At 42.5% G+C, this 21,774-nt stretch carries 19 protein-coding genes; 16 read left to right on the top strand and 3 right to left on the bottom strand.

Annotated features, from left to right (window positions below):
* Positions 1 to 2 precede the first annotated feature (2 nt).
* Entirely contained in the window at positions 3 to 1,457 is a 1,455-nt protein-coding gene (locus Q0A12_RS03925; RefSeq protein WP_291291371.1) for a glycoside hydrolase family 43 protein, read from the top strand.
* Positions 1,458 to 1,608: 151 nt separating this feature from the next.
* Here the strand turns inward: Q0A12_RS03925 and Q0A12_RS03920 are convergent, their stop codons facing one another.
* Positions 1,609 to 3,387 (bottom strand): histidine kinase, encoded by a 1,779-nt coding sequence (locus Q0A12_RS03920; RefSeq protein WP_291291370.1) that lies wholly within the window; start codon positions 3,385 to 3,387, stop codon positions 1,609 to 1,611.
* On the bottom strand, positions 3,384 to 3,989 hold the full coding sequence (locus Q0A12_RS03915; protein WP_291291369.1) for a DUF624 domain-containing protein: 606 nt from the start codon (positions 3,987 to 3,989) through the stop codon (positions 3,384 to 3,386). The genes Q0A12_RS03920 and Q0A12_RS03915 overlap by 4 nt, the downstream gene beginning before the upstream one ends.
* Before the next feature lie 234 nt (positions 3,990 to 4,223).
* On the opposite strand from Q0A12_RS03915, the gene Q0A12_RS03910 reads away from it, so the two are divergent.
* The 11 genes from Q0A12_RS03910 (at position 4,224) to rbsK (ending at position 16,158) form a co-directional block, all read left to right on the top strand.
* A complete protein-coding gene (locus Q0A12_RS03910) occupies positions 4,224 to 5,165 on the top strand; it encodes an ABC transporter permease subunit (RefSeq protein WP_291291368.1) in 942 nt (313 codons plus the stop codon).
* Between the two features lie 15 nt (positions 5,166 to 5,180).
* Positions 5,181 to 6,113: a carbohydrate ABC transporter permease gene (locus Q0A12_RS03905; RefSeq protein WP_060814401.1), complete on the top strand. Its 933-nt coding sequence runs from the start codon at positions 5,181 to 5,183 to the stop codon at positions 6,111 to 6,113.
* Positions 6,114 to 6,133: 20 nt separating this feature from the next.
* Positions 6,134 to 7,885: an ABC transporter substrate-binding protein gene (locus tag Q0A12_RS03900; protein WP_291291367.1), complete on the top strand. Its 1,752-nt coding sequence runs from the start codon at positions 6,134 to 6,136 to the stop codon at positions 7,883 to 7,885.
* A 125-nt stretch (positions 7,886 to 8,010) separates the two neighbouring features.
* Entirely contained in the window at positions 8,011 to 8,664 is a 654-nt protein-coding gene (locus Q0A12_RS03895) for an SGNH/GDSL hydrolase family protein (protein ID WP_291291366.1), read from the top strand.
* Positions 8,661 to 10,124, top strand: coding sequence for an alpha-L-fucosidase (locus tag Q0A12_RS03890; RefSeq protein ID WP_291291365.1), 1,464 nt, complete (start codon positions 8,661 to 8,663; stop codon positions 10,122 to 10,124). The genes Q0A12_RS03895 and Q0A12_RS03890 overlap by 4 nt, the downstream gene beginning before the upstream one ends.
* A 10-nt stretch (positions 10,125 to 10,134) precedes the next feature.
* Positions 10,135 to 10,941: an alpha/beta hydrolase gene (locus Q0A12_RS03885; protein ID WP_291291364.1), complete on the top strand. Its 807-nt coding sequence runs from the start codon at positions 10,135 to 10,137 to the stop codon at positions 10,939 to 10,941.
* Positions 10,942 to 11,181: 240 nt separating this feature from the next.
* Positions 11,182 to 12,204, top strand: coding sequence for a LacI family DNA-binding transcriptional regulator (locus Q0A12_RS03880; protein ID WP_291291363.1), 1,023 nt, complete (start codon positions 11,182 to 11,184; stop codon positions 12,202 to 12,204).
* A 236-nt stretch (positions 12,205 to 12,440) separates the two neighbouring features.
* On the top strand, positions 12,441 to 13,358 hold the full coding sequence (gene rihC / locus Q0A12_RS03875) for a ribonucleoside hydrolase RihC (RefSeq protein ID WP_291291362.1): 918 nt from the start codon (positions 12,441 to 12,443) through the stop codon (positions 13,356 to 13,358).
* Between the two features lie 11 nt (positions 13,359 to 13,369).
* The gene (dcuC, locus tag Q0A12_RS03870) at positions 13,370 to 14,740 is read left to right on the top strand and encodes a C4-dicarboxylate transporter DcuC (protein ID WP_291291361.1); all 1,371 of its coding nucleotides are present in this window, start codon (positions 13,370 to 13,372) and stop codon (positions 14,738 to 14,740) included.
* 4 nt (positions 14,741 to 14,744) lie between these two features.
* Positions 14,745 to 15,245: a GNAT family N-acetyltransferase gene (locus Q0A12_RS03865; RefSeq protein WP_060814409.1), complete on the top strand. Its 501-nt coding sequence runs from the start codon at positions 14,745 to 14,747 to the stop codon at positions 15,243 to 15,245.
* 4 nt (positions 15,246 to 15,249) lie between these two features.
* Positions 15,250 to 16,158 (top strand): ribokinase, encoded by a 909-nt coding sequence (gene rbsK, locus Q0A12_RS03860; protein WP_291291360.1) that lies wholly within the window; start codon positions 15,250 to 15,252, stop codon positions 16,156 to 16,158.
* Positions 16,159 to 16,286: 128 nt separating this feature from the next.
* Here the strand turns inward: rbsK and Q0A12_RS03855 are convergent, their stop codons facing one another.
* Entirely contained in the window at positions 16,287 to 17,381 is a 1,095-nt protein-coding gene (locus Q0A12_RS03855) for a substrate-binding domain-containing protein (RefSeq protein WP_291291359.1), read from the bottom strand.
* A 201-nt stretch (positions 17,382 to 17,582) separates the two neighbouring features.
* Here Q0A12_RS03855 and Q0A12_RS03850 point away from each other — a divergent pair, with 201 nt between their 5' ends.
* From Q0A12_RS03850 to Q0A12_RS03835, 4 genes are read left to right on the top strand one after another with little or no spacing between them, the layout of a single operon-like run.
* On the top strand, positions 17,583 to 18,473 hold the full coding sequence (locus tag Q0A12_RS03850) for a sugar ABC transporter permease (protein WP_291291358.1): 891 nt from the start codon (positions 17,583 to 17,585) through the stop codon (positions 18,471 to 18,473).
* 13 nt (positions 18,474 to 18,486) lie between these two features.
* Positions 18,487 to 19,353: a carbohydrate ABC transporter permease gene (locus Q0A12_RS03845; RefSeq protein WP_060814412.1), complete on the top strand. Its 867-nt coding sequence runs from the start codon at positions 18,487 to 18,489 to the stop codon at positions 19,351 to 19,353.
* A gap of 20 nt (positions 19,354 to 19,373) precedes the next feature.
* Complete coding sequence (locus Q0A12_RS03840; protein WP_291291357.1) at positions 19,374 to 20,627, top strand: ABC transporter substrate-binding protein; 1,254 nt, start codon at positions 19,374 to 19,376, stop codon at positions 20,625 to 20,627.
* A complete protein-coding gene (locus Q0A12_RS03835) occupies positions 20,624 to 21,667 on the top strand; it encodes a glycoside hydrolase family 76 protein (RefSeq protein WP_291291356.1) in 1,044 nt (347 codons plus the stop codon). The genes Q0A12_RS03840 and Q0A12_RS03835 overlap by 4 nt, the downstream gene beginning before the upstream one ends.
* The last annotated feature ends 107 nt before the right edge of the window (positions 21,668 to 21,774 follow it).

Here is a 21,774-nt window from a genome sequence, read left to right as displayed (position 1 = left end):
CAATGACAAAGCGAACAATCAAGAATCCCATATTACCAGGCTTTCATCCTGATCCTAGTATTTGTCGTGTCGGCGCTGATTATTACCTTGTCACCAGTACCTTTGAATATTTCCCCGGACTGCCGATTTATCATAGTCGTAATTTGACTGATTGGACATTGATCAGCCATGGGATCAGCCGCCCGCAACAGCTTCGCCTGTCTACCAAGATGCCGAATGCCTTTGGCCTATACGCGCCAACCATTCGCTACATCGATCAACGGTTTTATATCGTTTGTACCAATGTTGGAGACAATGGCGCAGAGGAAGGAAATTTTCTGATTTGGACAGATGACATTTTCGGAGAATGGTCACAACCTATCTGGTTAGATACCCCGGGAATTGATCCGACAATCTTTAAAGACGATGATGGTCAATGTTATTACCTAGGCACCCATAAAGAAATTTATCTGCGGAAAATTGATTTGACCAGTGGAAAATTAGGGGAGCGGCAAAACATTTGGACGGGCAGCGGTGCAGCAGATCCTGAAGGTCCCCACCTGTATAAAAAAGATGGGTATTACTATTTGCTGATTTCAGAAGGGGGAACTTCTTATGGGCATATGCTGACGATGGCCCGCAGTCGCCAAATTGAAGGGCCCTATGAAGACTGCCCGATGAATCCGGTAATGACGAATCGCAGCAGCAACTTGCCGCTGCAAGCTGCCGGACATGCGGATCTGGTGCAAGATACCACAGGCCAATGGTGGGGCGTCTGTTTGGCGGTTCGTCCTATCAGCTATCCTTTACGCCATCTCCTTGGCCGTGAAACTTGTCTGCTGCCAGTCGATTGGTCAGGAGAATGGCCGATCTTTGGCGATGGTGGCCATTTGCCAGAAACGCTGCTCATTGAAACAGAGGTCTCTCAGGTGGCCCCTACGGATCCCGATTGGGTCACAATGTTTGAATGGGATCCGTCACTGATTCAATCAACTGCCAGTGGTTTTTTACTGCAGCCGAATGCTGCCAGTTTGTCAGACCAGAAAAAGATGGCGGTCGTCTTTCAGCGGCAGACAGCATTAGAACAGCATTTTATGGCGGATTTCGATTGTCAAAAACTGACGGCGGGGGAAACCGGCATGACTGTTTTCCTAAATGCGACCCATCATTACGAGATCGCTTTAGAAACGAGTCCCCAAGGAAATCAAATCCTTTTGCGACGCCAAATCGGTTCATTATGGAAAGTAGAAGCAGCTCTTCCTTATGATGGTGCGCACATTTGCCTGCTGATTGAAGGGGATAAAAACCAGTATCGTTTCAGCTATTTTGATCACGCGCAAACCCAGCATTTAGTAGGAAGCGGTGAAACGAAGTATTTAACGACTGAGGTGGGAGGCGTCTTCACTGGCATCATGGTTGGCTTCTATGCCGTCTCTGAGATGCCGCATCAACAAGTAGCGATAGCGATCGAAGCTTGAGAAAAAGCCGCTAGCAGGTTTACAGGTTTAAATGAAGTTCTTGCCTATTCCATCACCCAAAAGCGTGACAATAACCAAGAAATAAGTAAAAGCGAATCATGTACCCGTTATACGTTGGGCGCATGATTCGCTTGTCTTTTGTCTGGCTTTTTTATCGAGTAGTTAGGTCATGAATTCGCAGTGTCACTTGGGTGCCGCTGTTGCTGACGCTTTCGATGGTTAAACCATAGTCCGCGCCATAAAACATTTTGACCCGATGATTGACATTGGCCAAGCCGATATTTCGTTTGGCATACGTGGAAGGGGTCTGAATTTTTTTCTGTAGTTGCTTGAGCTTTTGCGGCGGAATCCCACTCCCGTTGTCTTGAACGACAATCACTACATCATGGCCTTCTTTGGTGATAGTCAAACGAATAAACCCAGGATAAGTGATGCCTTCCAGTCCATGAGAAATCGCATTTTCCACCAATGGCTGAATCAGCAGCGGTAAAATCTGCATTTCTTGTTGATCAATCTCATTGGAGACCGCATAAGAAAAATTGACTCGTTCCCCAAAGCGCATTCGTTGAATCTTAACGTACACATGGACGGCATCCAATGATTCTTCTAAACTTGTGAGTTTCGTTCCATGGGCTTCTAAGGTATAACGCATCGATTTTGCTAATAATTTGATAGCGTAGACTACATCTGAATTCCCAGAGGTCAGTGCCATCATCCGAATTGTCTCCAGTGTGTTGAATAAAAAGTGAGGATTGATCTGTCCTGCTAGGATGTTGAATTCCATCTGCTGTTGTTGGGTCAACAATTCTTGTTGGGCGAGACGGGCACGGTAGATTTCTTCTTCATTTTTTTTGATGCGCTGAATGATTTTATGGAAGTCCAGTGAAATCTGTGAGATTTCATCTTCGCCGCTAATATTTTGAAAGAAGTCATAATTCTCGATGGCAGCATGGTAGACCGCTTGCTGCAATTGACGAATCCGGGTCGTAAAAAAGCGGGCGAATAAAAAGACGATCAAAAAGGTGGTCAGCAATACCGCCACGACGATCGTACTCCAGCGAATCAAGTTTGTTCGTAAGCTGCTGTAAGCCTCTGGATCGGCGGAATAAATCGTAAGGGTGTCCTCTTTATTGCTCATCGTCAATGAATTTTTAGCCAATAGAACATGGGAGCCTTCATTTTTTAGAAAAGTTTCAGCTGGTGAAAGACTATCCGTATGAAAGCGAACAGGTTGTCCTACTTGCTTGATCACATCACTGTAAAACATCACATCGTCATTCAACTGCAGTTCCAGTTCGTAGGAAGCATTTCGCAGACGATTACTCAAATAGTTATAGTCAACAACGATTTCCAGGACTGCTGTTTCCTGTGATAGCGGCAACGGCAGGATTTTGTAAAGGGCCAAACGGTTGGCTTTATGCTCTTTGGGTAATGTCATCAAAAATGCATCTGGCTGTTTTAGCGCTCGCTGATACCACGAACTCTTTTTCAAGGTGTCATCTAACGGTTGAAAGTATTTGTAATGTGGGATTGTCGTATTTGTTGTATAGATCGTTAAACTGGCAATCGCAGTCTGCAAGTTTCTGATTTCATCGATGTTGTCATAGTCGCTGATGGCGGTGATCGCCGCTTGTTCTTCGGGATAATTCTCAGTCAGCAGTTCCCGCAAATGGGTATCATTGGATAGTGAACTGGCGGTGTTAAAGAGTGTCGTTGTGGTATCGAACAGCACCGACTTGACCCGTTGGGCATTCAAAGCTGCCAAATGCTGATAGTTTCCAGTCAGTTGCTTGGTGGAATCATACACCAGCAGCAAACCAATCGTAACCGTAGATAAAAAAACGACTGGCAAATAGAGAATGAAGAGCTGCTTGCGAATCGAAAACTGACTTAGCCGGCGAAAAAGCGAAAAAGGAGTGAATCGCTTCATGATCGTTGATGGCGAAAGACAGCGAGCAACAAGAACGAACTGCAATACATAGCGAATGCAAAGCCAAATAACGCAAAGAGCAATTTGAACAGTGGGAATAAAACGACCAGACAAAAGAGGGTGATGGGGATCAATAGTAACCCTAGAGAACGCACCATTTCAGCCAAAGGCAATAAAAAAGCGTTTTTGATCGTTTGTTTAAAGGTATTTTCAAAGCGGCCAAACAGTGCCAGACTGTAGACCAATACTAGGAAAAAATAGCCGCTGCTGACAAAGGAGATCACGGCAATAATACTTGTTAGGAAGGTTCCACCAGAAAACCAGAAGAACCCACTATAGATTAAAGCAGCAATGGGTAGTCCTAATAGTACAAATGCACCGGTTGCCTTTTTCCAATTGGCACGAAACGCCCGTAGGAAACCAGCAATCAATTCGCCACGTTCGTCGTCTGCATAGCGAAGCGTCACTTCAAAGAGTGCAGAGGTGGCTGCACCGATTGTCACCACTGGCAGACAAAAGAGCAAGTAAAGCACATTTAAAAGAATAAATTGTGAAAAAACAGTAGTGATCTTATATAATTGACCATCGGGATTGTATTTCATATTGTTGTCCTCCTTTTGAAACTATCCTTATATTACTCGGAAAAGCCATTTTATGAAAGCCTTATCAACTGAGTGTTAATAGCTGTAATCGTTGATTTATCAATGTTTTTGTCAAATCTCTCAAAAAGGATGACTAAAATTTACGGATAGAACTCTATTTTTGTCGGGTGGCAAACGTTTCTGCCGGTGCTAGTATAAATGTGTAAAGCGGTTACAAAAGAAAGGAGGAAGAAAATGGAATTAAGGAAGAAGGGGGCTGCCCGACCGAACAAGCGAATCAGTCGCGAAGGGAAAATCATGTTTTTATGTATTCTACCTTTTTTGATCCTGGTTTTCTTATTTGCTTATTTTCCACTGCATGGCTGGATCTATTCATTGTATGATTACAAGCCGGCTTTAGGGTTAGCCCGCAGCGAGTTTGTTGGCTTACGTTGGTTCCGGATGCTGGTTTCTAGTCAAACACAGGTCGACCAGATCGTCCAAGTGATGAAAAATACCTTTGCAATGAGCTTTTTGGGAATCGCCACTTCGATTTTACCGGTTGGTTTCGCGATTTTACTGAATGAAATCAAATGCAAATGGTTTAAAAATCTCGTTCAAACGTTGACGACATTGCCAAATTTCATCAGTTGGGTCTTAGTCTATACAATTGCATTTAGTTTATTTTCTTCAACAGGATTGGTCAACACACTTTTACAGGAGTGGGGATTCATCACAGACCCGCTGAAATTTTTAGATAGCGACAACCATACATGGCTGATGATGTGCCTATGGAATATTTGGAAAGGGTTAGGCTGGGGCGCCATCATGTACTTAGCAGGCATTTCCGGCATTGATCCCGAGCTTTATGAATCGGCACGGATCGATGGTGCGAATCGCTTCCATCTGATGCGTCATATTACATTACCGGCATTGCTGCCAACTTTTTTGGTCATGTTGATGCTGTCTATCGCCAATCTCTTGAACAACGGAATGGATCAATACTTTGTCTTCCAAAATGCCTTCAACAAAAATCATATCCAAGTGCTTGATCTCTACGTTTACAACTTAGGTTTAGGAGGCAATAGCCTGTCCCTTGCCACAGCAATCAGTATGCTGAAAAGCGTCATCTCAGTCGCTTTGTTGGCCATCGTCAATGGCGCTTCAAAAAAAATCCGCGGCACGTCGATTATCTAGAAAGGAGAGCATTTGATGGAATTATCAATCAGCACCAAGAAAAAAGCAAAACCGATCCGAACAAAAGAAGATGTTCTATTCACGTTGATCAACTACAGTTTTTTCATCGTGATCACATTGATCTGTGCCTATCCTTTCTATTACTTGATCATCAATTCGATCAGTAATAACGAATTGAGTTCCTTAGGCCAAATCCGCTTCTTTCCTGAAGGAATCCATTTGGAGAATTATAGTCAGGTATTACAACTAAAAGGACTGCCGCTAGCTGCGACTGTTTCCGTTGCCCGAACAGTGATCGGAACGGCAGCAACGGTCTTAGCCTCTGCCTTTTTAGGATTTATGTTTACCCAAGAAAAAATGTGGAAACGCAAATTTTGGTATCGCTTCGTCGTGATCACCATGTACTTCAACGCCGGATTGATTCCGTTATTCATTACTATGAAAACGTTAGGCTTAACCAATAGCTTCTGGGTGTATATTTTACCCGCAATCGTACAGCCCTTTAATATCATTCTTGTCAAAACCTATATCGAATCGATTCCTAAATCATTACAGGAAGCAGCTGAGATGGATGGCGCTGGCATCATTCAAGTATTCTTTCGCGTGATCTTGCCAAACTGTACCCCAATCTTGGCAACTGTTGCAATTTTCTCTGCTGTTGGACAGTGGAACTCATTTCAAGATACATTGGTGTATATCACCGATCAAAGTCTATATTCACTGCAATATCTTCTTTATACCTATATCAATCAAGCCAATTCGCTGGCACAAATGGTCAAAAACACGTCTGGATCCTTGTCGAGCATCGCTTCTGCTGCCACGACACAAACACCAACTTCGATTCGAATGACCGTTTCCGTGATTGTAGTTCTACCGATTATGTTTATTTACCCGCTGTTCCAAAAATATTTTGTCAAAGGGATTATGTTGGGCGCGGTCAAAGGCTAATAAAAGAAAGAGGGAACGAAATGAAAAAAATGTCCAAATATCTAACAACTGGTCTTTTGGGTGTCACTTTGTTGGGGGCGTTATCCGCATGCGGCGGTTCATCTGATGCAAAAGATGCGGCGTCAAGTGATGGCAAATACGACAAAACCATCACTATTGATGTCTACGATGGACTAGCGAACTATATGGGTGTTCAAGAAGGCTGGTTTGCTAAAATCGTCAAAGATAAGTTCAATATGGAATTAAATGTGATTGCTCCGAATGTGGCAGGAAACGGCGATACACTCTATCAAACCAGAACAGCTGCCGGAGACTTAGGCGACTTGATCATTGTCGACAATGGGCAGCAATACAATGAATTAGTCGAAGCCGGATTGTTGGCAGATGCCAGCGATTATTACAAAGACATGAAAAACGTCAGCCGCTTTGATGCCGCTGTTCAAAATCTAAACAAAGATGCCGATGGAATCTATGGTTTTCCTACGTCTGTTTCAACATTGAAATCAACGGATCCTTCCGAGGGCTTGGATCCAACCTTTGGCGCTTATCTCCGCTGGGATTTCTATGGGGAACAAGGCTATCCTGATGTGAAAACCCTAGAAGACTTATTGCCAGTTATTCAAAAGATGCAAGAAGACCACCCAACGACAGATTCCGGTAAAAAAGTTTACGGTTTCTCATTGTTTGGCGACTGGGATGGCAATATGATGAACGCTGGCAAACAGTTGGTCACTTATTATGGCTATGACGAACTTGGTTTTGCATTAGCAAAAGCGGATGGATCTGATTATCAAAGCATTTTAGATAGCAACTCCGAATATATTCGGGCGCTGAAATTTTACTATCAAGCAAATCAAATGGGATTGATCGATCCAGAATCAACTACCCAAAACTATGATACATTGTTTGCCAAATTCCAAGATGGCCAAGTGCTGTTTTCTTGGTGGCCATGGTTGGGGCAAGCTGCTTTCAACACTACGACGAATTTGGATGCTGGAAAAGGCTTTATGATGGTACCGATTCAAGACCAAACGGTATTTTCTTACGGGGCCGAAGTCTATGGTGGCAAACAATTTATCGGTATCGGTTCAAATGCAGAAGACCCAGAACGAATCGCAGCATTTATCGACTGGCTGTATTCTTCAGAAGGTGTGTTAGCCAACTCTTCTCAAACTAGCGGTAGCAGTGGTCCTGAAGGATTGACTTGGGAGATGAAAGACGGCGAACCTGTATTGACTGATTTTGGTAAAAAAGCATTGTTAGACGGCAATGGCGATGTACCGGAAGAGTATGGCGGCGGCACGTATAAAGATGGTGTTTCGGCATTGAATGTCAACACGGTTTTACCGATCGACACGAACCCAGATACTGGATTCCCTTATGCCTACACGATGTGGGATAGTTACCAAAAAGAAATGACAGATCCGGTCAAAGAAGACTGGTCTAAGAATATGGACAATGCGCAGTCAACCATCGAATATTTGGAAAGTCATGACCAACTGGCGGTGGCACCAGGGGCCAGTTATGTGGCTCCCGAAGATTCTTCCGAAATATCTACGTTGCGGAATCAAGCCAAATCAACCATCGTGGAATATTCATGGAAAATGGTCTTCGCAAAAGATGAAGCGGAATTCAACAGCTTACTGAAAGAAATGCAAAAAACCGCCGATGGCTTAGGTTATCAAACGGTTCTAGAGTTTGATATGGCCAATGCCAAAGATCAAAATGCCAAACGGGAACAAGTAGCTAAAGAGTTTGGTGACGCCGATTAATGAGTAGCATTAACAGGAAAATCAAGCACTAGTCAATACTGAAGGACGATGTGAGAGATCAGCTAAAAAAGATCGGCCACTTATGTAACGGTCGATCTTTTTTGCTTAGCGAAAGGAATGAAACTATGTTAACAACAAAGAAGGATCGCTTATTGTTTGTTGGCGATTCAATCACAGACAGCAATCGAAATCGAGAGGCGATCCCTGCTGGCTGGGGGTCATGGGGGGAGGGCTATGTCAATTTGATCAACGCCTATACCACTGGTCTATTGCCGGAACAAGAATTCATGGTTGTCAATCGGGGGAACAGCGGCGATACCATTCTCGAATTGGAACAGCGTTGGCAAACAGATGTCTTGGAGTTTCAACCGGATTGGGTAACGATCATGATTGGTATCAACGATGTTTGGCGACATTTTGACGGAATATTTTGCCAAGCACCGCTCGTAGATGTGAGTCAATTTGAGATCGTTTATCGTTCGTTGCTTGAAAGGACACTCCCTCATGTCAAAGGGATCATTTTGTTGGCACCCTTTATGGTAGAACAAAACCAGCAAGATCCAATGCGGTGTTATCTGGCTAAGTATCAAGAAGTGGTACAACGGTTAGCACAAGAATACCAGCTGCCCTATGGGGATGTGCAACAAGAGATCGATCGTTTTTTAACGCAGCAATCTTCCTACGTTTTAAGCAGTGATCGGGTCCATCCGTCATTAGCCGGTCACGTCTTGATTGCAAAAACATGGCTGGAAACAGTAGAAAGTAAGGTGAGTCAATGATCACCTTGCAAACCATTGATCGTGTTGCAAATCAAGGTCCGTTTTTCCCGAACTGGGCATCATTGGGCACCTTTCAGTTGCCTGAATGGTTCAGTAAAGCGAAATTTGGGCTTTTTATCCATTGGGGATTATACAGTGTACCAGCTTTCAACAATGAATGGTATTCCCGCAATATGTACATTCAAGGCTCGCCGGAGTTTGTCCATCATCAAGAAACCTATGGCCGACAAGCAGACTTCGGTTATCAAGATTTTATCCCCATGTTTACTGCAGATAACTTTTCAGCCGATGAATGGGCGGTACTCTTTAAAGCGTCGGGGGCAAAATATGTTTTTCCGGTAGCAGAACATCATGATGGCTTTCAAATGTATCAAAGTGACTTGTCTCACTGGAATGCAGTGGAGATGGGGCCTAAAAAAGACATTCTCGGTCATTTAAAAACAGCCATCGAAGCCAATAATCTGCATTTCTGTACTTCTTCTCATCGGGGGGAACATTGGTTTTTCATGGGGCACAGCAAAGAATTTGCCAGTGATATCAAAGAGCCGTTAGTCAAAGGCGATTTTTATTGGCCAGCCATGCCTGAACCAGACAATCAGGACTTGTTCAGCAAACCTTATCCTTCAACTGAATTTTTAGAGGATTGGTTGTTGCGCACCTGCGAATTAGTCGATCGGTATCAACCAGAATTGTTGTATTTTGATTGGTGGATCCAGCACGATGCGTTTAAGCCCTATTTGCAGCAGTTTGCCGCTTACTATTACAACCGTGGCGTGGAATGGGGAAAGAAGGTCGGGATCTGTTACAAACATGATGCAATGATGTTTGGCAGTGGCATCGTTGAGATTGAGCGCGGGAAATTTGCTGACCCACAGCCTTTTTATTGGCAAACAGATACGGCGATTGCCCGCAATTCATGGTGCTATACGACATCATTGGATTACAAAGAAAGCAACGAGATCCTTCATGACTTGATCGAAGTAGTCAGCAAAAACGGCAATCTATTATTGAATGTGGGACCGAAAGCCGATGGCACGATTCCTGCAAGGGACCGAGAAATTCTGCAAGCGATTGGTGAATGGTTGACGCGCAACGGGGAAGCCATCTATGAAACCAAACCTTGGCGCAAAGCCGGGGAAGGACCGACAAAAATCCGATCTGGTCAGTTTCAAGAAGCCCAAGTAACCGACTATACCAGCGAAGATTTTCGCTTTACGGTTCGAGGGGCAGCATTGTATGCTATTGGTATGGTTTGTCCCGAAAATGGACAGGCACGGATTCGTTCGCTTGCTAAATCAGTTGATCAGAACTTACCAGAATTTCATGGTATCATCAAAGAGGTAAGCATTCTTGGCTATGAAGAGACACCAATATCTTGGCAAGTAACGACAGAGGGTCTGCTTATCGACTGTCCCATCAAGACCCATGAACCCATTGTGTTTAAAATAATCATGAAATGAGGCAATCACTATGATCCATGAAGTTATCCAACCACTTTCTGGCAGTCAAGCCACATTGACTACTTATGTCATTGAGAACTCTGAAGAGATGGAGCAGGACCGTTTGCGTCCGGCGGTCATTATCTGTCCTGGCGGAGGCTATGAGTTTTTGTCGGATCGCGAAGCAGAACCTATCGCTGTCAAAATGATGAGTTTTGGCTTTCAGGCGTTTGTTTTACATTACAGTATCAAACCGAATGTGTACCCATTAGCCTTGCAGGAGCTGGCAGCGAGTGTTCAGTTGATTCGCCAAAATCATACACAGTGGCACGTTGATCCAAAGAAAATCATCGTTGCCGGCTTTTCAGCTGGGGGCCACTTAGCCGCTAGTCTGGGGGTGTTTTGGCAAGAAGCCTTTTTAGCAGAAACATTGTCAGGAGCCAATCACGAATGGCGTCCGAATGGGTTGTTGTTAAGTTATCCCGTTCTTTCGAGTGGGGAATTTGCCCATGAAGGCTCTTTCCGCGCCCTTTTAGGGGATGCTTATGAAGAACAAAAAGAGCAGCTTTCCCTTGAAAAAAAAGTCAGTCAAAACACACCGCCGACATTTTTGTGGCACACATTGGAAGATGGGCTAGTACCAGCAGAAAACAGTCTGCTGTTTGCGCAACAGCTCCGCAGCCATGAGGTGCCTTATGAATTGCATATTTTCCCGAGAGGCGGTCACGGTCTAAGTCTGGGAACCAAAGAAACAGTTAGTGGTGGCGCACACGCCATTGAAGACTCGGTGGTTCGTTGGCCCGAGCTCTTTGCCGATTGGATAAAAATCAATTTTTAATCATTAGCGAAAATAGGATAGAACTGGACCGGACTTTTCGAAAATCAAGAGAGTTCGGTCTTTGTTGGATAGCAAGCAAGCGTGGGGTAGTTCAAAACCGCAATAGCCTTTTTATAGGTAAACTACGTTGATTTGAAACAGTAAAAATACCCAATCCTTCAAGGAATTTCTTACATAATCAGAGCTATGTTAAAATAGAGAGGACAATCGTAGAAAAACAGGAAAGCGAGGAGAAGAAGAGTGAAGATCCGCTTAAAAGATATCGCTGAAGAAGTAGGCGTCTCGATCGCTGCTGTCTCACAAGTCTTAAATGACAAACCGATTCGCATCTCGGAAAAGAAAAAACGTCTGATCAAACAATTAGCGAAAGAAAACAATTATTCGCCTAATATTGCGGCAAAAAGTTTAGTGCTAAACAAAACGAATACCATAGGATTGGTCATACCAGACATCAACAATCCTTTTTTTGCACAATTAGCAAAAGTTTTGGAAGACCAATTGCGAAAAATTGGTTACCTTTTGATTCTAGTCAATTCAAATGATCATTTTGCTGCCGAAAAAGAATTGATCCAACTATTGATCGATCGTAATGTGGATGGCCTACTATTAGCTCTTTCGAGTGAATCCTATACTTACGAAGAAGAATTAAAAGAGTTTTTAGGCAGTATTTCCGTACCATTGGTGCTGGTTGATCGAGGGCTGGATAATTTTCCGGTAGGGCAAGTGTTCTATAATAATCGCCAAGGCGGCTACCTTGCGACTATGGAATTAATCAATAATGGGCACCAAAATATCGGCATCATGATGAATCCCGATAAAAATATCAACTGCATTTATCGCTACCAAGGGTATCTGGATGCTTTAAAAGAAGCGCAACTGCCTCAGCAAGAAAGTTGGCGGGTAGTCACAAAATTTCAATTTGAAGATGCCTATGACAAAGCGGATCAGCTTTTGAACAATCAAGAAATCACTGGTATTGTAGCAGGAAATGATTTGATTGCTTTAGGAATCATGAAAAGAGCCAAAGAGCTAGGGATCAACATTCCTGAAGAAATGTCCATCGTGGGCTATGACAATTTGTTTTTAAATGATTTATTAGAAGTACCCCTGACTTCTGTCGAACAAGACGTGACGGTTTTAGGAGAAAAAGCAGTGGCTTCCTTGCTATCTGCTATCGAAGAAAAAGCACCACGTTATTTGCAATTAACCCCTAAAATTGTGCGAAAGAACAGCGTCGGCATCCGTTCTTCCGCAGCAACATAAACAAGCGACCCAAACAATCGGCAGCCTTAATCCATGACTAGGTCCTTCGCTAGCAGACGATTGCTTGGGTCACCCTCTGACAGTTTCCTTCAAGAAGGAATTTTGAAATTCTTGATTGACAGCGCTTTACATAAATGGTATTCTTTGGGGGAACAAATGATAAAACGTTTTATCAAGCGTTTTTCTTTTTGGTTATTTGATAAAACGTTTTATCATAAAAAGAAAGGGGTTTACTTATGAAAAAAGCAGTGATTATTGATACGGATCCGGGGATTGATGATGCAGTAGCATTAGGCATTGGCTTGTTCAGTGATCAGTTAGACGTGAAATTGATCACGACGGTTGCTGGGAATGTCGGCATCCATTATGTGACGGAAAACATATTGAAATTGCTGACATTCTGGGATATGAACATTCCGGTGGCACAAGGGGCAGATGGACCTTTGCTTCGTGAGGTAAAAGATGCCAGTGATGTTCATGGTGTGACCGGAATGGCGGGGTATGAGTTTCCTGCACCCAATCGCGAGTACCTACTGGAAGAGACCGCCGTTGAAGCCATGCATCGCACATTAATGGCTTCTGGAGAAAAGATGACGATCATTGCAATTGGCCCACTGACCAATATTGCACTATTGCTCAAAACGTATCCTGAAGTCAAAGAAAGAATTGAAGAATTGGTGTTAATGGGTGGTGCCTTAGGCAGAGGAAACTTTGGCATTTTATCAGAGTTTAATATCGCGATTGATCCAGAAGCGGCCAAAATCGTTTTTGAAAGTGGACTTTCAATCGCAGTCGCACCATTGGATGTCGGATTAAAAGCACTGGTCTATCCAGAAGACAGTGAAAAAATCAAAGACATGAATCAAACCGGAGATATGATGTACCACCTTTTCAAAAAATACCGAGGAGGAAGTTTTGGTACTGGGTTAAAAATGTACGACAGTTGTGCATTAGCCTATGTGCTTTGTCCGGAAATGTTTGACATCAAAGAAACTTTTGTGGCAGTAGAAACAGCAGGTGAATACACTGCTGGCGCAACTATCATTGATTTGAACAATAAATTGGGGAAAGACAAGAATTGCCGAGTTTGTGTCGATGTTGATGAAGACAAATTCAAGGACTGGTTTTTACAAGCGATCAGCCAGTGTAAATAGGAGGGGAAAAAATGATTCAAGCAATTTTAGTTTTGGTTGTTTTAGGAATTGTCGGTTATTTTATTATTAAAAGTTATAATCCAGCGCTCATTTTGATTATTGGCGCGATTGTCTTGTTGTGTGCATCGGTGGCATTAGGAAATCCTCTCTATCCCGAAGGTGAAGGAACCGGTTTAGCCTTTTTTGATATCTTTTTAAAACTGAAAGATACGATCATCTCTCAAGTTAGTTCTGCTGGATTGGTAATCATGATTTTATTTGGTTATTCCGGCTATATGAACTTGATTGGTGCCAACCAAAAGGCAGTCAATATTTTAGTGAAACCAATGACGAAAATCAAATCGAAAGCGCTGTTTATTCCAATCGTTTTCTTGTTAGGAAATTTGATGTCTCTTGTTGTGCCGAGTGCCTCTAGTTTAGCAATTATTTTGATGGCTATTTTGTATCCTCTCTTACAAGGTATCGGAATTTCTTCCATGACGGCAGCTGGTGTCATTGCAATGACTGCCACCATCATGCCAACGCCATTAGGGGCGGACAATGTGATCGCTGCCCAAACATTGGATTACAATGTGTTAACTTATGTGCTGTATCATGCGAAAGTCTCCATTCCAACCTTGCTGATTTTGGCTGTTGTCCATTATTTTTGGCAAACCTATTGCGATAAAAAAGAAGGTGCCGATGCCTTTGTTGAGATGAAAGAAGTGGAACGGGCAGCCGATGAAAAAGTCGTGCCGACCTTTTACGCAATTTTGCCATTGTTGCCATTACTTTTGATCATCATTGTGGGAATTATCGGGATTTTTAGAGAGAATGTGACAATGGATATTTTTGTCTTGACGATGATCTCGTTCTTTATTTCTTTGATTATTGAAGGGTTCCGTAAGAAATCATTCAAGATTGCCCAAGAAAGTGCCGTTGAATTATTTAAAGGAATGGGGCAAGGGTTTAGTCAAGTTGTAATGTTGGTAGTTGGGGGTTCTTTATTCACCACTGCGATTCAAAGTCTTGGCGTGATCGATTCCTTGATGAGTGCGGTTGAAAACTCTCAATCTGCCGGTGTGTTAACAACATTGATCTTTAGTGGTGCAACAGCATTATTTGGTATTTTGAGTGGTGGCGGATTAGCGATGTTCTACGCAGTGATCGAACTGATCCCTAACATTGCTCAAAAAGCCGGTATCGATGGTATTTTGATTGCGTTGCCAATGCAAATGATTGCCAACTTAGCCCGGACGATTTCACCAGTGGCCGCAGTGGTCATGATTGTTTCTTCATCGATTGGTGTCAGTCCTGTTCGTTTGCTGAAACGGACCAGTGTCCCGACCATCGTAGGAATTATCTTGGTGGTTGTGTTGTCCTTACTACTTCTGCCTTATTAAAGCAATGGGAAAGTTAGTATATGCCCGCAAAGAAGAATTAGCGGAAATTTGGCAGTTATTTGTTGAGGCGAAAAGAACGATGCAGACCCAAGGGATTGGTCAATGGACGGATGACTACCCCAATAAGGAAATCATTGAAAGAGACATTGTTCAAAGACAGTTGCTGATCTATAAAAATGAAGCAGGCGAAATCGTTAGTACAGGAACTCTTTGTTCGGAATCATTGGAAAGCGAAGAAAGTCATGGGTATAATGGACATACAAAATGTATCCACAGATTAGTGACAAAAGCATCGAAAATGGGGAACGGTTTTGGCACTACTTGGCTAGAGAGCTGTCTAAAGGATTTTTGTGAATCTGGGGATGTGATTTATTCTCTGACCAACCATACGAATAAACCGATGCAGCATTTATTTGAAAAAGCTGGTTTTTCGGTGATTGATACAACTTCTATTACGGGTCGCGAACCGTTTGGCCCATTTTATATATACAAAAGAAATAGGTGATTAAGTGGGTAAGATAGCAGTTTTGGGCAGTGTGAATATGGATATCGTTATTACGACTGGGCGAATGCCAAAAGTTGGGGAGACGATCATCGGAGATCAAATCGATTATTTCGTCGGTGGAAAAGGAGCCAATCAAGCCGTGGCGGCAGCCCGTTTTGGCGGCAAGACGACATTTCTCGGAAAGATTGGTCAAGATACATTTGGTGAAAAAGTGTATCAACATTTAAGTGAAGAGCAGCTGGATGTCCGTTCAGTGGCACAAGAAAAAAATATTTTTACAGGGATCGCAAGCATCTTTAAGTTACCGCAAGATAATTGTATCACGGTGATCTCCGGTGCCAATGAACTGGTGGATCGTGAGTATGTCGATCAGGTAGCCCATCAGATCATAGAAAGTGATGTCTTGCTAGTACAAATCGAGATTCCGGTGGAGACACTTCAGTATGCGTTGCAGCTTGCAAAAGAAAATGGGGTAACGACACTGCTGAATCCGGCGCCGTATCATGACATTGTTGGAGAATTATTGCCTGATGTCGATATCTTAACGCCCAATGAAACCGAGTTTGCTGCATTGATTGGCAAAGAACTAATTCCAGAAGCTGAAATGGAGGAAACGATCCTTGCCTGGCAACAAACCCACACTACTAGATTGATCGTGACGCGGGGGAGTCAAGGAGTCAGCTTCGTTGAATCCGACAAACTCGTGACGGTTCCATCAAGCAAAGTGCCAGTAGTTGATACGACCGGAGCAGGAGATACCTTCAATGGCATTTTAGCAGCCGCATTAAGCGAGGGCATGTCCTTTAAAGAAGCGGTCATTTTAGCCAATCGCGGGGCAGGCCTTTCGGTGCAAAAATTAGGTGCACAAACGGGTATGCCTACTAGAGCAGCAGTCATCGCCAGTGAGCACTAGCAGGGGTTTTAACCGCAGATAAAACAGTTCCACAGTTCCAATTAAGAAACACACCTCTTTTCTGATTCTTTTAAGGAGTCAGAAGAGAGGTGTGTTTTTTTATCCGTTATGGGTAAGATCTCCAATAATTATAGCTTAGGTAGGACGGAATCGCCTTCAATCAAGCGGTAGCCAAGATTGATCTTTTCGATTGTATCCGGATGAGCGATTTTTGTTTGCAAAAGCTCGATGGCGTGTTTGCCGATGGCCGTTTGATCTTGCTCGATATGAGTGAAGATAAATGCATTCAAGTCAAAAATATTGACCGTCGGATGATCGAAACAGACCACTGAGTAATCTTGCGGCACTTGTTTTCCCAATGTTTCGATGGCACTTTTTGCCAGTAAAGCAATGTTGTATTCAGTAGTGAAAAGTGCAGTCATCTCGGGATTGTTTTGAAGAAATTCGACAATCAGCGCAACGTCTTCGTCAATGCTACGGGAAGAGCTAGGAACCACCGAATCGATGCGTGAAAGAATCTGGGTTTGACTAACGGCACGATTGGCATCGACGTGAGCAGATAAAAAGCCGTTGACCCGTTCATCAATGGTTGACACACTGCTATCTGAAGTAATCAAGCCGATTTTTTCATGCTTTCTTGTGAAGAGATAATTGGTTAATTCTTTGGCTGCAATAAAGCTGTCCGTCTGGACACTACAGATTGGCAGGTTAGCCATCATCCGGTCAAGAACCACGATCGGAAAGTTTTTAGAAATCAATTCCAATATTTTAGGAGAAGTATATTCCGATGAAGTAGGTAACAAAATCAAGCCTTGGATCCCCATCTCGATCAGCTCTTGGATCAAATGGTTTTCTTTGTTGGGATCACCATAACTGATTTTGACGATAAAGTTGATATCTCCGGCATTTGTTTCCAAGATGGTACGCAGGATCTGGGAGCCGAAAAAGTCGGTGAAATTCGTAATGACCAAGCCGAAAATCTGTTTATTGGGCACGATTTCGGCTTTTTTATTCATCACTACGACAGAACCTTTCCGCGGTTTTCTGACGATATAGCCATCTTCTTTTAACAAGTCCAAGGCTTTTTTTACAGTAATCGTGCTGACACTATAGGTAGCGGATAAATCTTTTTCCGTTGGTAATGTATCATTGACCGCTACCAAGCCAGATTCTATCTGGTGCTTCAGCTCTTCATAAATTGTTTGATATAAGGGTTTACTCATGCATGCGCCTCCATTTCTCAATAAATAAAAGATCTATTTATATATATATTAAATATATTATATTAATAAAGCAAGCAATTTCCTTAAAATTTATTTCCTTGAAACCGTTGACATGGGTATTTCAATTGTATATAATTCGGTTGTAAAGATATTTAATATATTAAATTGTTTTATATTATATTTAATAAGGGGGTTACCATTTTGGAATTAGTAAAAAAGAAAAAGAGAGGCATCAATGAACAACAGAACATCGCCTATGTGTTCATTTTGATTCCTGTTCTTTTACTGATTGTTTTTGCGATCGTCCCAATAGTGATGGCACTTTTTTATAGTTTTACCGATTACACGATCATCGAAAGTCCTCATTGGGTTGGCTTAAAGAATTTTACACGGATCTTTCAAGATGAATATTTCTTCATTTCTTTAAAGAATACCATCGTGTATACATTATTGTATGTTCCATTGGGATTAGTCGTATCGCTTGCGGCAGCTATGCTGCTAAATCGCAAAATGAAGACCACAAGTCTTTTCCGAACATTTTTTTACTTGCCGGTCTTATGTTCATCGGTAGCCACAGCAACTATCTGGTATTGGTTATTGAATCCCCAATATGGATTATTGAATCAATTGCTTGGTTTGATCGGTATCAATGGTCCAGCATGGCTGTATAGTTCAAATTGGGCGATGACCGCAATCGTCATCATGAGTGTTTGGATGAGCTTTGGTGGGAACATGATGATTTTCTTGGCTGGCTTACAAGGAATCAATCCTGCACTCTATGAAGCAGCCGATATTGAAGGGGCAAATGCTTGGCAAAAATTCAAGAACATCACCTGGCCTCAGTTATCTAAAACGACATTTTTAGTTAGTACACAATTGATCATTGGTGCTTTTCAAGTTTTCGACCAAGCGTATATGCTGACCCAAGGAGGTCCGGGAAATTCTACGATTACACTGGTTTATTATATCTACAACAAAGGATTTGGCGGACTGGAAATGGGGTATGCGTCGGCACTTTCATTTATCTTGTTCCTGATCATTTTTATCTTTTCACTTGTAAATATGCGTCTGACAAACACAGAGACGAACTAAAGGAGAAAGAACGATGGCTAAAACAAAACACATGCGGACCTTTATCTGGTATTGCTTAGTGATTCTGATCAGTTTGACAACGGTTCTGCCGTTTCTCTGGACTTTATCCACATCCTTTAAATCAGATAGTGAGATATTAAGTGGTTCAATGCAATTGATACCAAGTCATTTTACATGGGATCACTATAAAGAAGTTTTTGAAACAATGCCTTTCTTAAACTACTTAAAAAATTCATTGATTTTGGCACTTGGAGGTGTAGCGACAAACTTATTTTTTGGCTCTCTAGCGGGTTATTCCTTTGGACAGTTGAAATTCAAAGGCAAAAAACCGATCTTTCTTGTTTTCTTGGCATCCATGATGGTTCCTAGTATTGTGACGATGATTCCAACGTTTATCGTCCTTCGCGGCTTTCCTTTAGCCGGTGGGAATGATCTGACCGGTACCGGCGGTCTAGGGTTGATCAACTCCTATTGGGCGATCTTGCTTCCCGGAGCGGCAGGGGCTTTCTCAATTTTCTTTATGAAACAGTTCTTTGAACAACTGCCGAAAGAATTGGGGGAAAGTGCCCGAATCGATGGTGCGAGTGAGTTCAAGATTTTCTGGAATGTCTATTTCCCCCTAGCAAAACCTGCATTGACGACACTTGGTATCATGACTTTCCAAGCTGGTTGGAATGCCTTTATGTGGCCAATGATCGTCTTAAATGCAGATGAGATGAAAACGGTTCAAGTCGGGCTGGCCGCTTTCCAATACAATTACAACACGAATTATGGGCCTTTGATGGCAGGAACGATTCTGGCAACACTACCAGTATTGGTATTATTCATTTTTGCACAACGAAACTATGTACAAGGCATGGCGGATGCCGGCATCAAATAAAAAATGGAGGAATGAATGTTATGAAAAATGTAATTAAAGGATTACTGCTGATTGCTGCAATGACAGTGCTAGGGGCCTGCGGCGGCAGCAAGGAGCAGGCAAGTAGTGATAACGGCAAACAAAAAATCACTTTCTGGGGCTCTTGGAGTGGAGATCAAGTTGACCAGCTCAACCAATTGATCGACAAATACAATGACAGCCAAGATAAGTATGAAGTCACTTACAAAGTGCAAGATAACGTGGAAGAAAAATTACTCACTGGGATGGCCGGTGGCGAAATTCCTGATGTGATCATGTGGGATCGTGTCAATACAGCAATGTATGCGCAAAAAAATGCCCTATTGGATTTAGATGACCTAATCAAAAAAGATAACATCAGTATGGACGATTTTTATGAAGAAACAGTCAAAGAAATGCAATATGACAATAAACAATACGGAATTCCACTTTTAGTAGATAACCGTTCGATCTTTTACAATAAAACGTTGTTGAAAGAAGCAGGGGTTGAACCACCAAAAACCTGGGATGAATTGTTAGATGTGGCGAAGAAAACGACGAAATGGGACGGCAATACATTAGTCCAAGCGGGCTTTTCATTGGATGATGTTGGTTTGTTCAATATGTGGTTGCAACAAGCCGGTGGTACGATGCTAAATGCAGACAATACTGCCACTGCTTTCAATTCAGAAGCGGGTATGAAAGTGCTTGATTTCTGGGATCAATTAATGAATCAAGCAAAAGTTTACCAACAAGGATTCAATGATGGTTCAGATGCTTTTGCTGCAGGTAAAGTGGCAATGACGTACAACGGACCTTGGGCATTGGCGGACTACGACAAAGTGGATGGCTTGGATTATGGGGTAGTTCCTCCAGTAACTGGACCAAATGGGGACAAAGGGGCATTGACCGGTGGTTTCGGGTTAGTGATTCCTAAAGCAGCGAAAAACCAAGAAGGCGCTTGGGACTTTATTAAATGGTGGACAACCAACCCAGATATTGGTGTCGAATTCGCGAAAATTTCTACTTGGTTACCAGCCAATAAAAAAGCCGCACAAGATCCTTACTTTACTGAAAATGACAAATACAAAGCATTTGTAGAAACCATGAATTTTGCTAAAATTCGTCCAACGGTTATGGGGTATTCAGATGTTGAAAAATTAGCCCTTGTACCACAACTTGAAAATGTTTTCTCAGGAAAAACAACTGCCAAAGATGCCTTGAAAAATGCCCAACAACAAGGCGATAAAATTTTGAAAGAAGGATCAGGAGAATGACCGATTTTAACAAATATGCCGATCTTGCCCAAGCAAGTATCGATTATTTCTATCAAACAGACAACAAAGAACAATTTATGAACAATGTTTATCCATTGCGGGATGAGAAAGAAAATGAAACCTTCAATTACTGGTGGATCGCGCATTTAGTGGATGTACGTATTGATGCGTACCTGCGAACCAAGGATACGGCTTACTTGCAGCAAGCAGAAGAAACCTATCATTACAATAAAGCAAGAAATCACAACACATTGCTGCACGAATTTTATGATGACATGTTGTGGAACGCGCTAGCTGGATTACGTTTGTATGAATTGACTAAGAAAGAGGAATATCTAGCTGACGCCCGGGAAGTTTGTCTGGATATTTTTGATACTGCTTGGAATGACCATATGAATGGCGGATTTGCTTGGAAACGCACGCAATTAGATTATAAGAATACGCCAGTAAATGCACCAATTATTATTCTAGCATTACGTCTGTATCAAATTGAAGCCAATGAACGCTATTTGACAACAAGTCGGCAAACCTTGGAGTGGATGAAAAAATATTTGGTACAGCCAGACACTCAATTTGTTGAAGATGGCATCAATCGAAATGGTGACGGAAAAATCGATGTCCAATGGCAATTTACTTACAACCAAGGGGTCTATATTGGCGCATTGATTGAGTTTTATCATGTGACAAAAGACGTGTCATATCTGAAAGATGCAATCACTTGTGCCAAAACTTCCTTTGACGTTATCGCTAAAGGCGGCGTGTTCAACGATGAAGGAGACGGTGGCGACATCGGATTGTTCAAAGGCATCGAATACCGTTACTTAAACTTGCTTGTAAAGGAAGCGGAAAAAGAAGCACTTGATGTTGCGTTTATCAAAGAATTTGTAGCATCTAGCTGTAACCTTTTATTAGCGCACAGCCAGAAAGAAGAACACTTTTTAGCTTACCGAGACTGGTTAGTCGCAGAAATACCAGCTAGTGTTTTCTTGTCTGACCAATTATCAGGGGTCATGGCATTAGAAAGTGCCGCAATCATTTAAAGTTTGAAGAGAAACATCAGTAGCCAAAGCGAAAGGACTGGCAGCAGATCTTCAAGATCAGCGAAGGTTGGTTCATTCTTAGGAAATCAGGTAAAGGGTGGGGACTC

The organism is Enterococcus sp. (genome assembly GCF_022711995.1).
Taxonomy (GTDB): domain Bacteria; phylum Bacillota; class Bacilli; order Lactobacillales; family Enterococcaceae; genus Enterococcus_D.
Note: the sequence above shows the minus strand (reverse complement) of the source record. Positions and strands in the feature narration are given on the sequence as shown.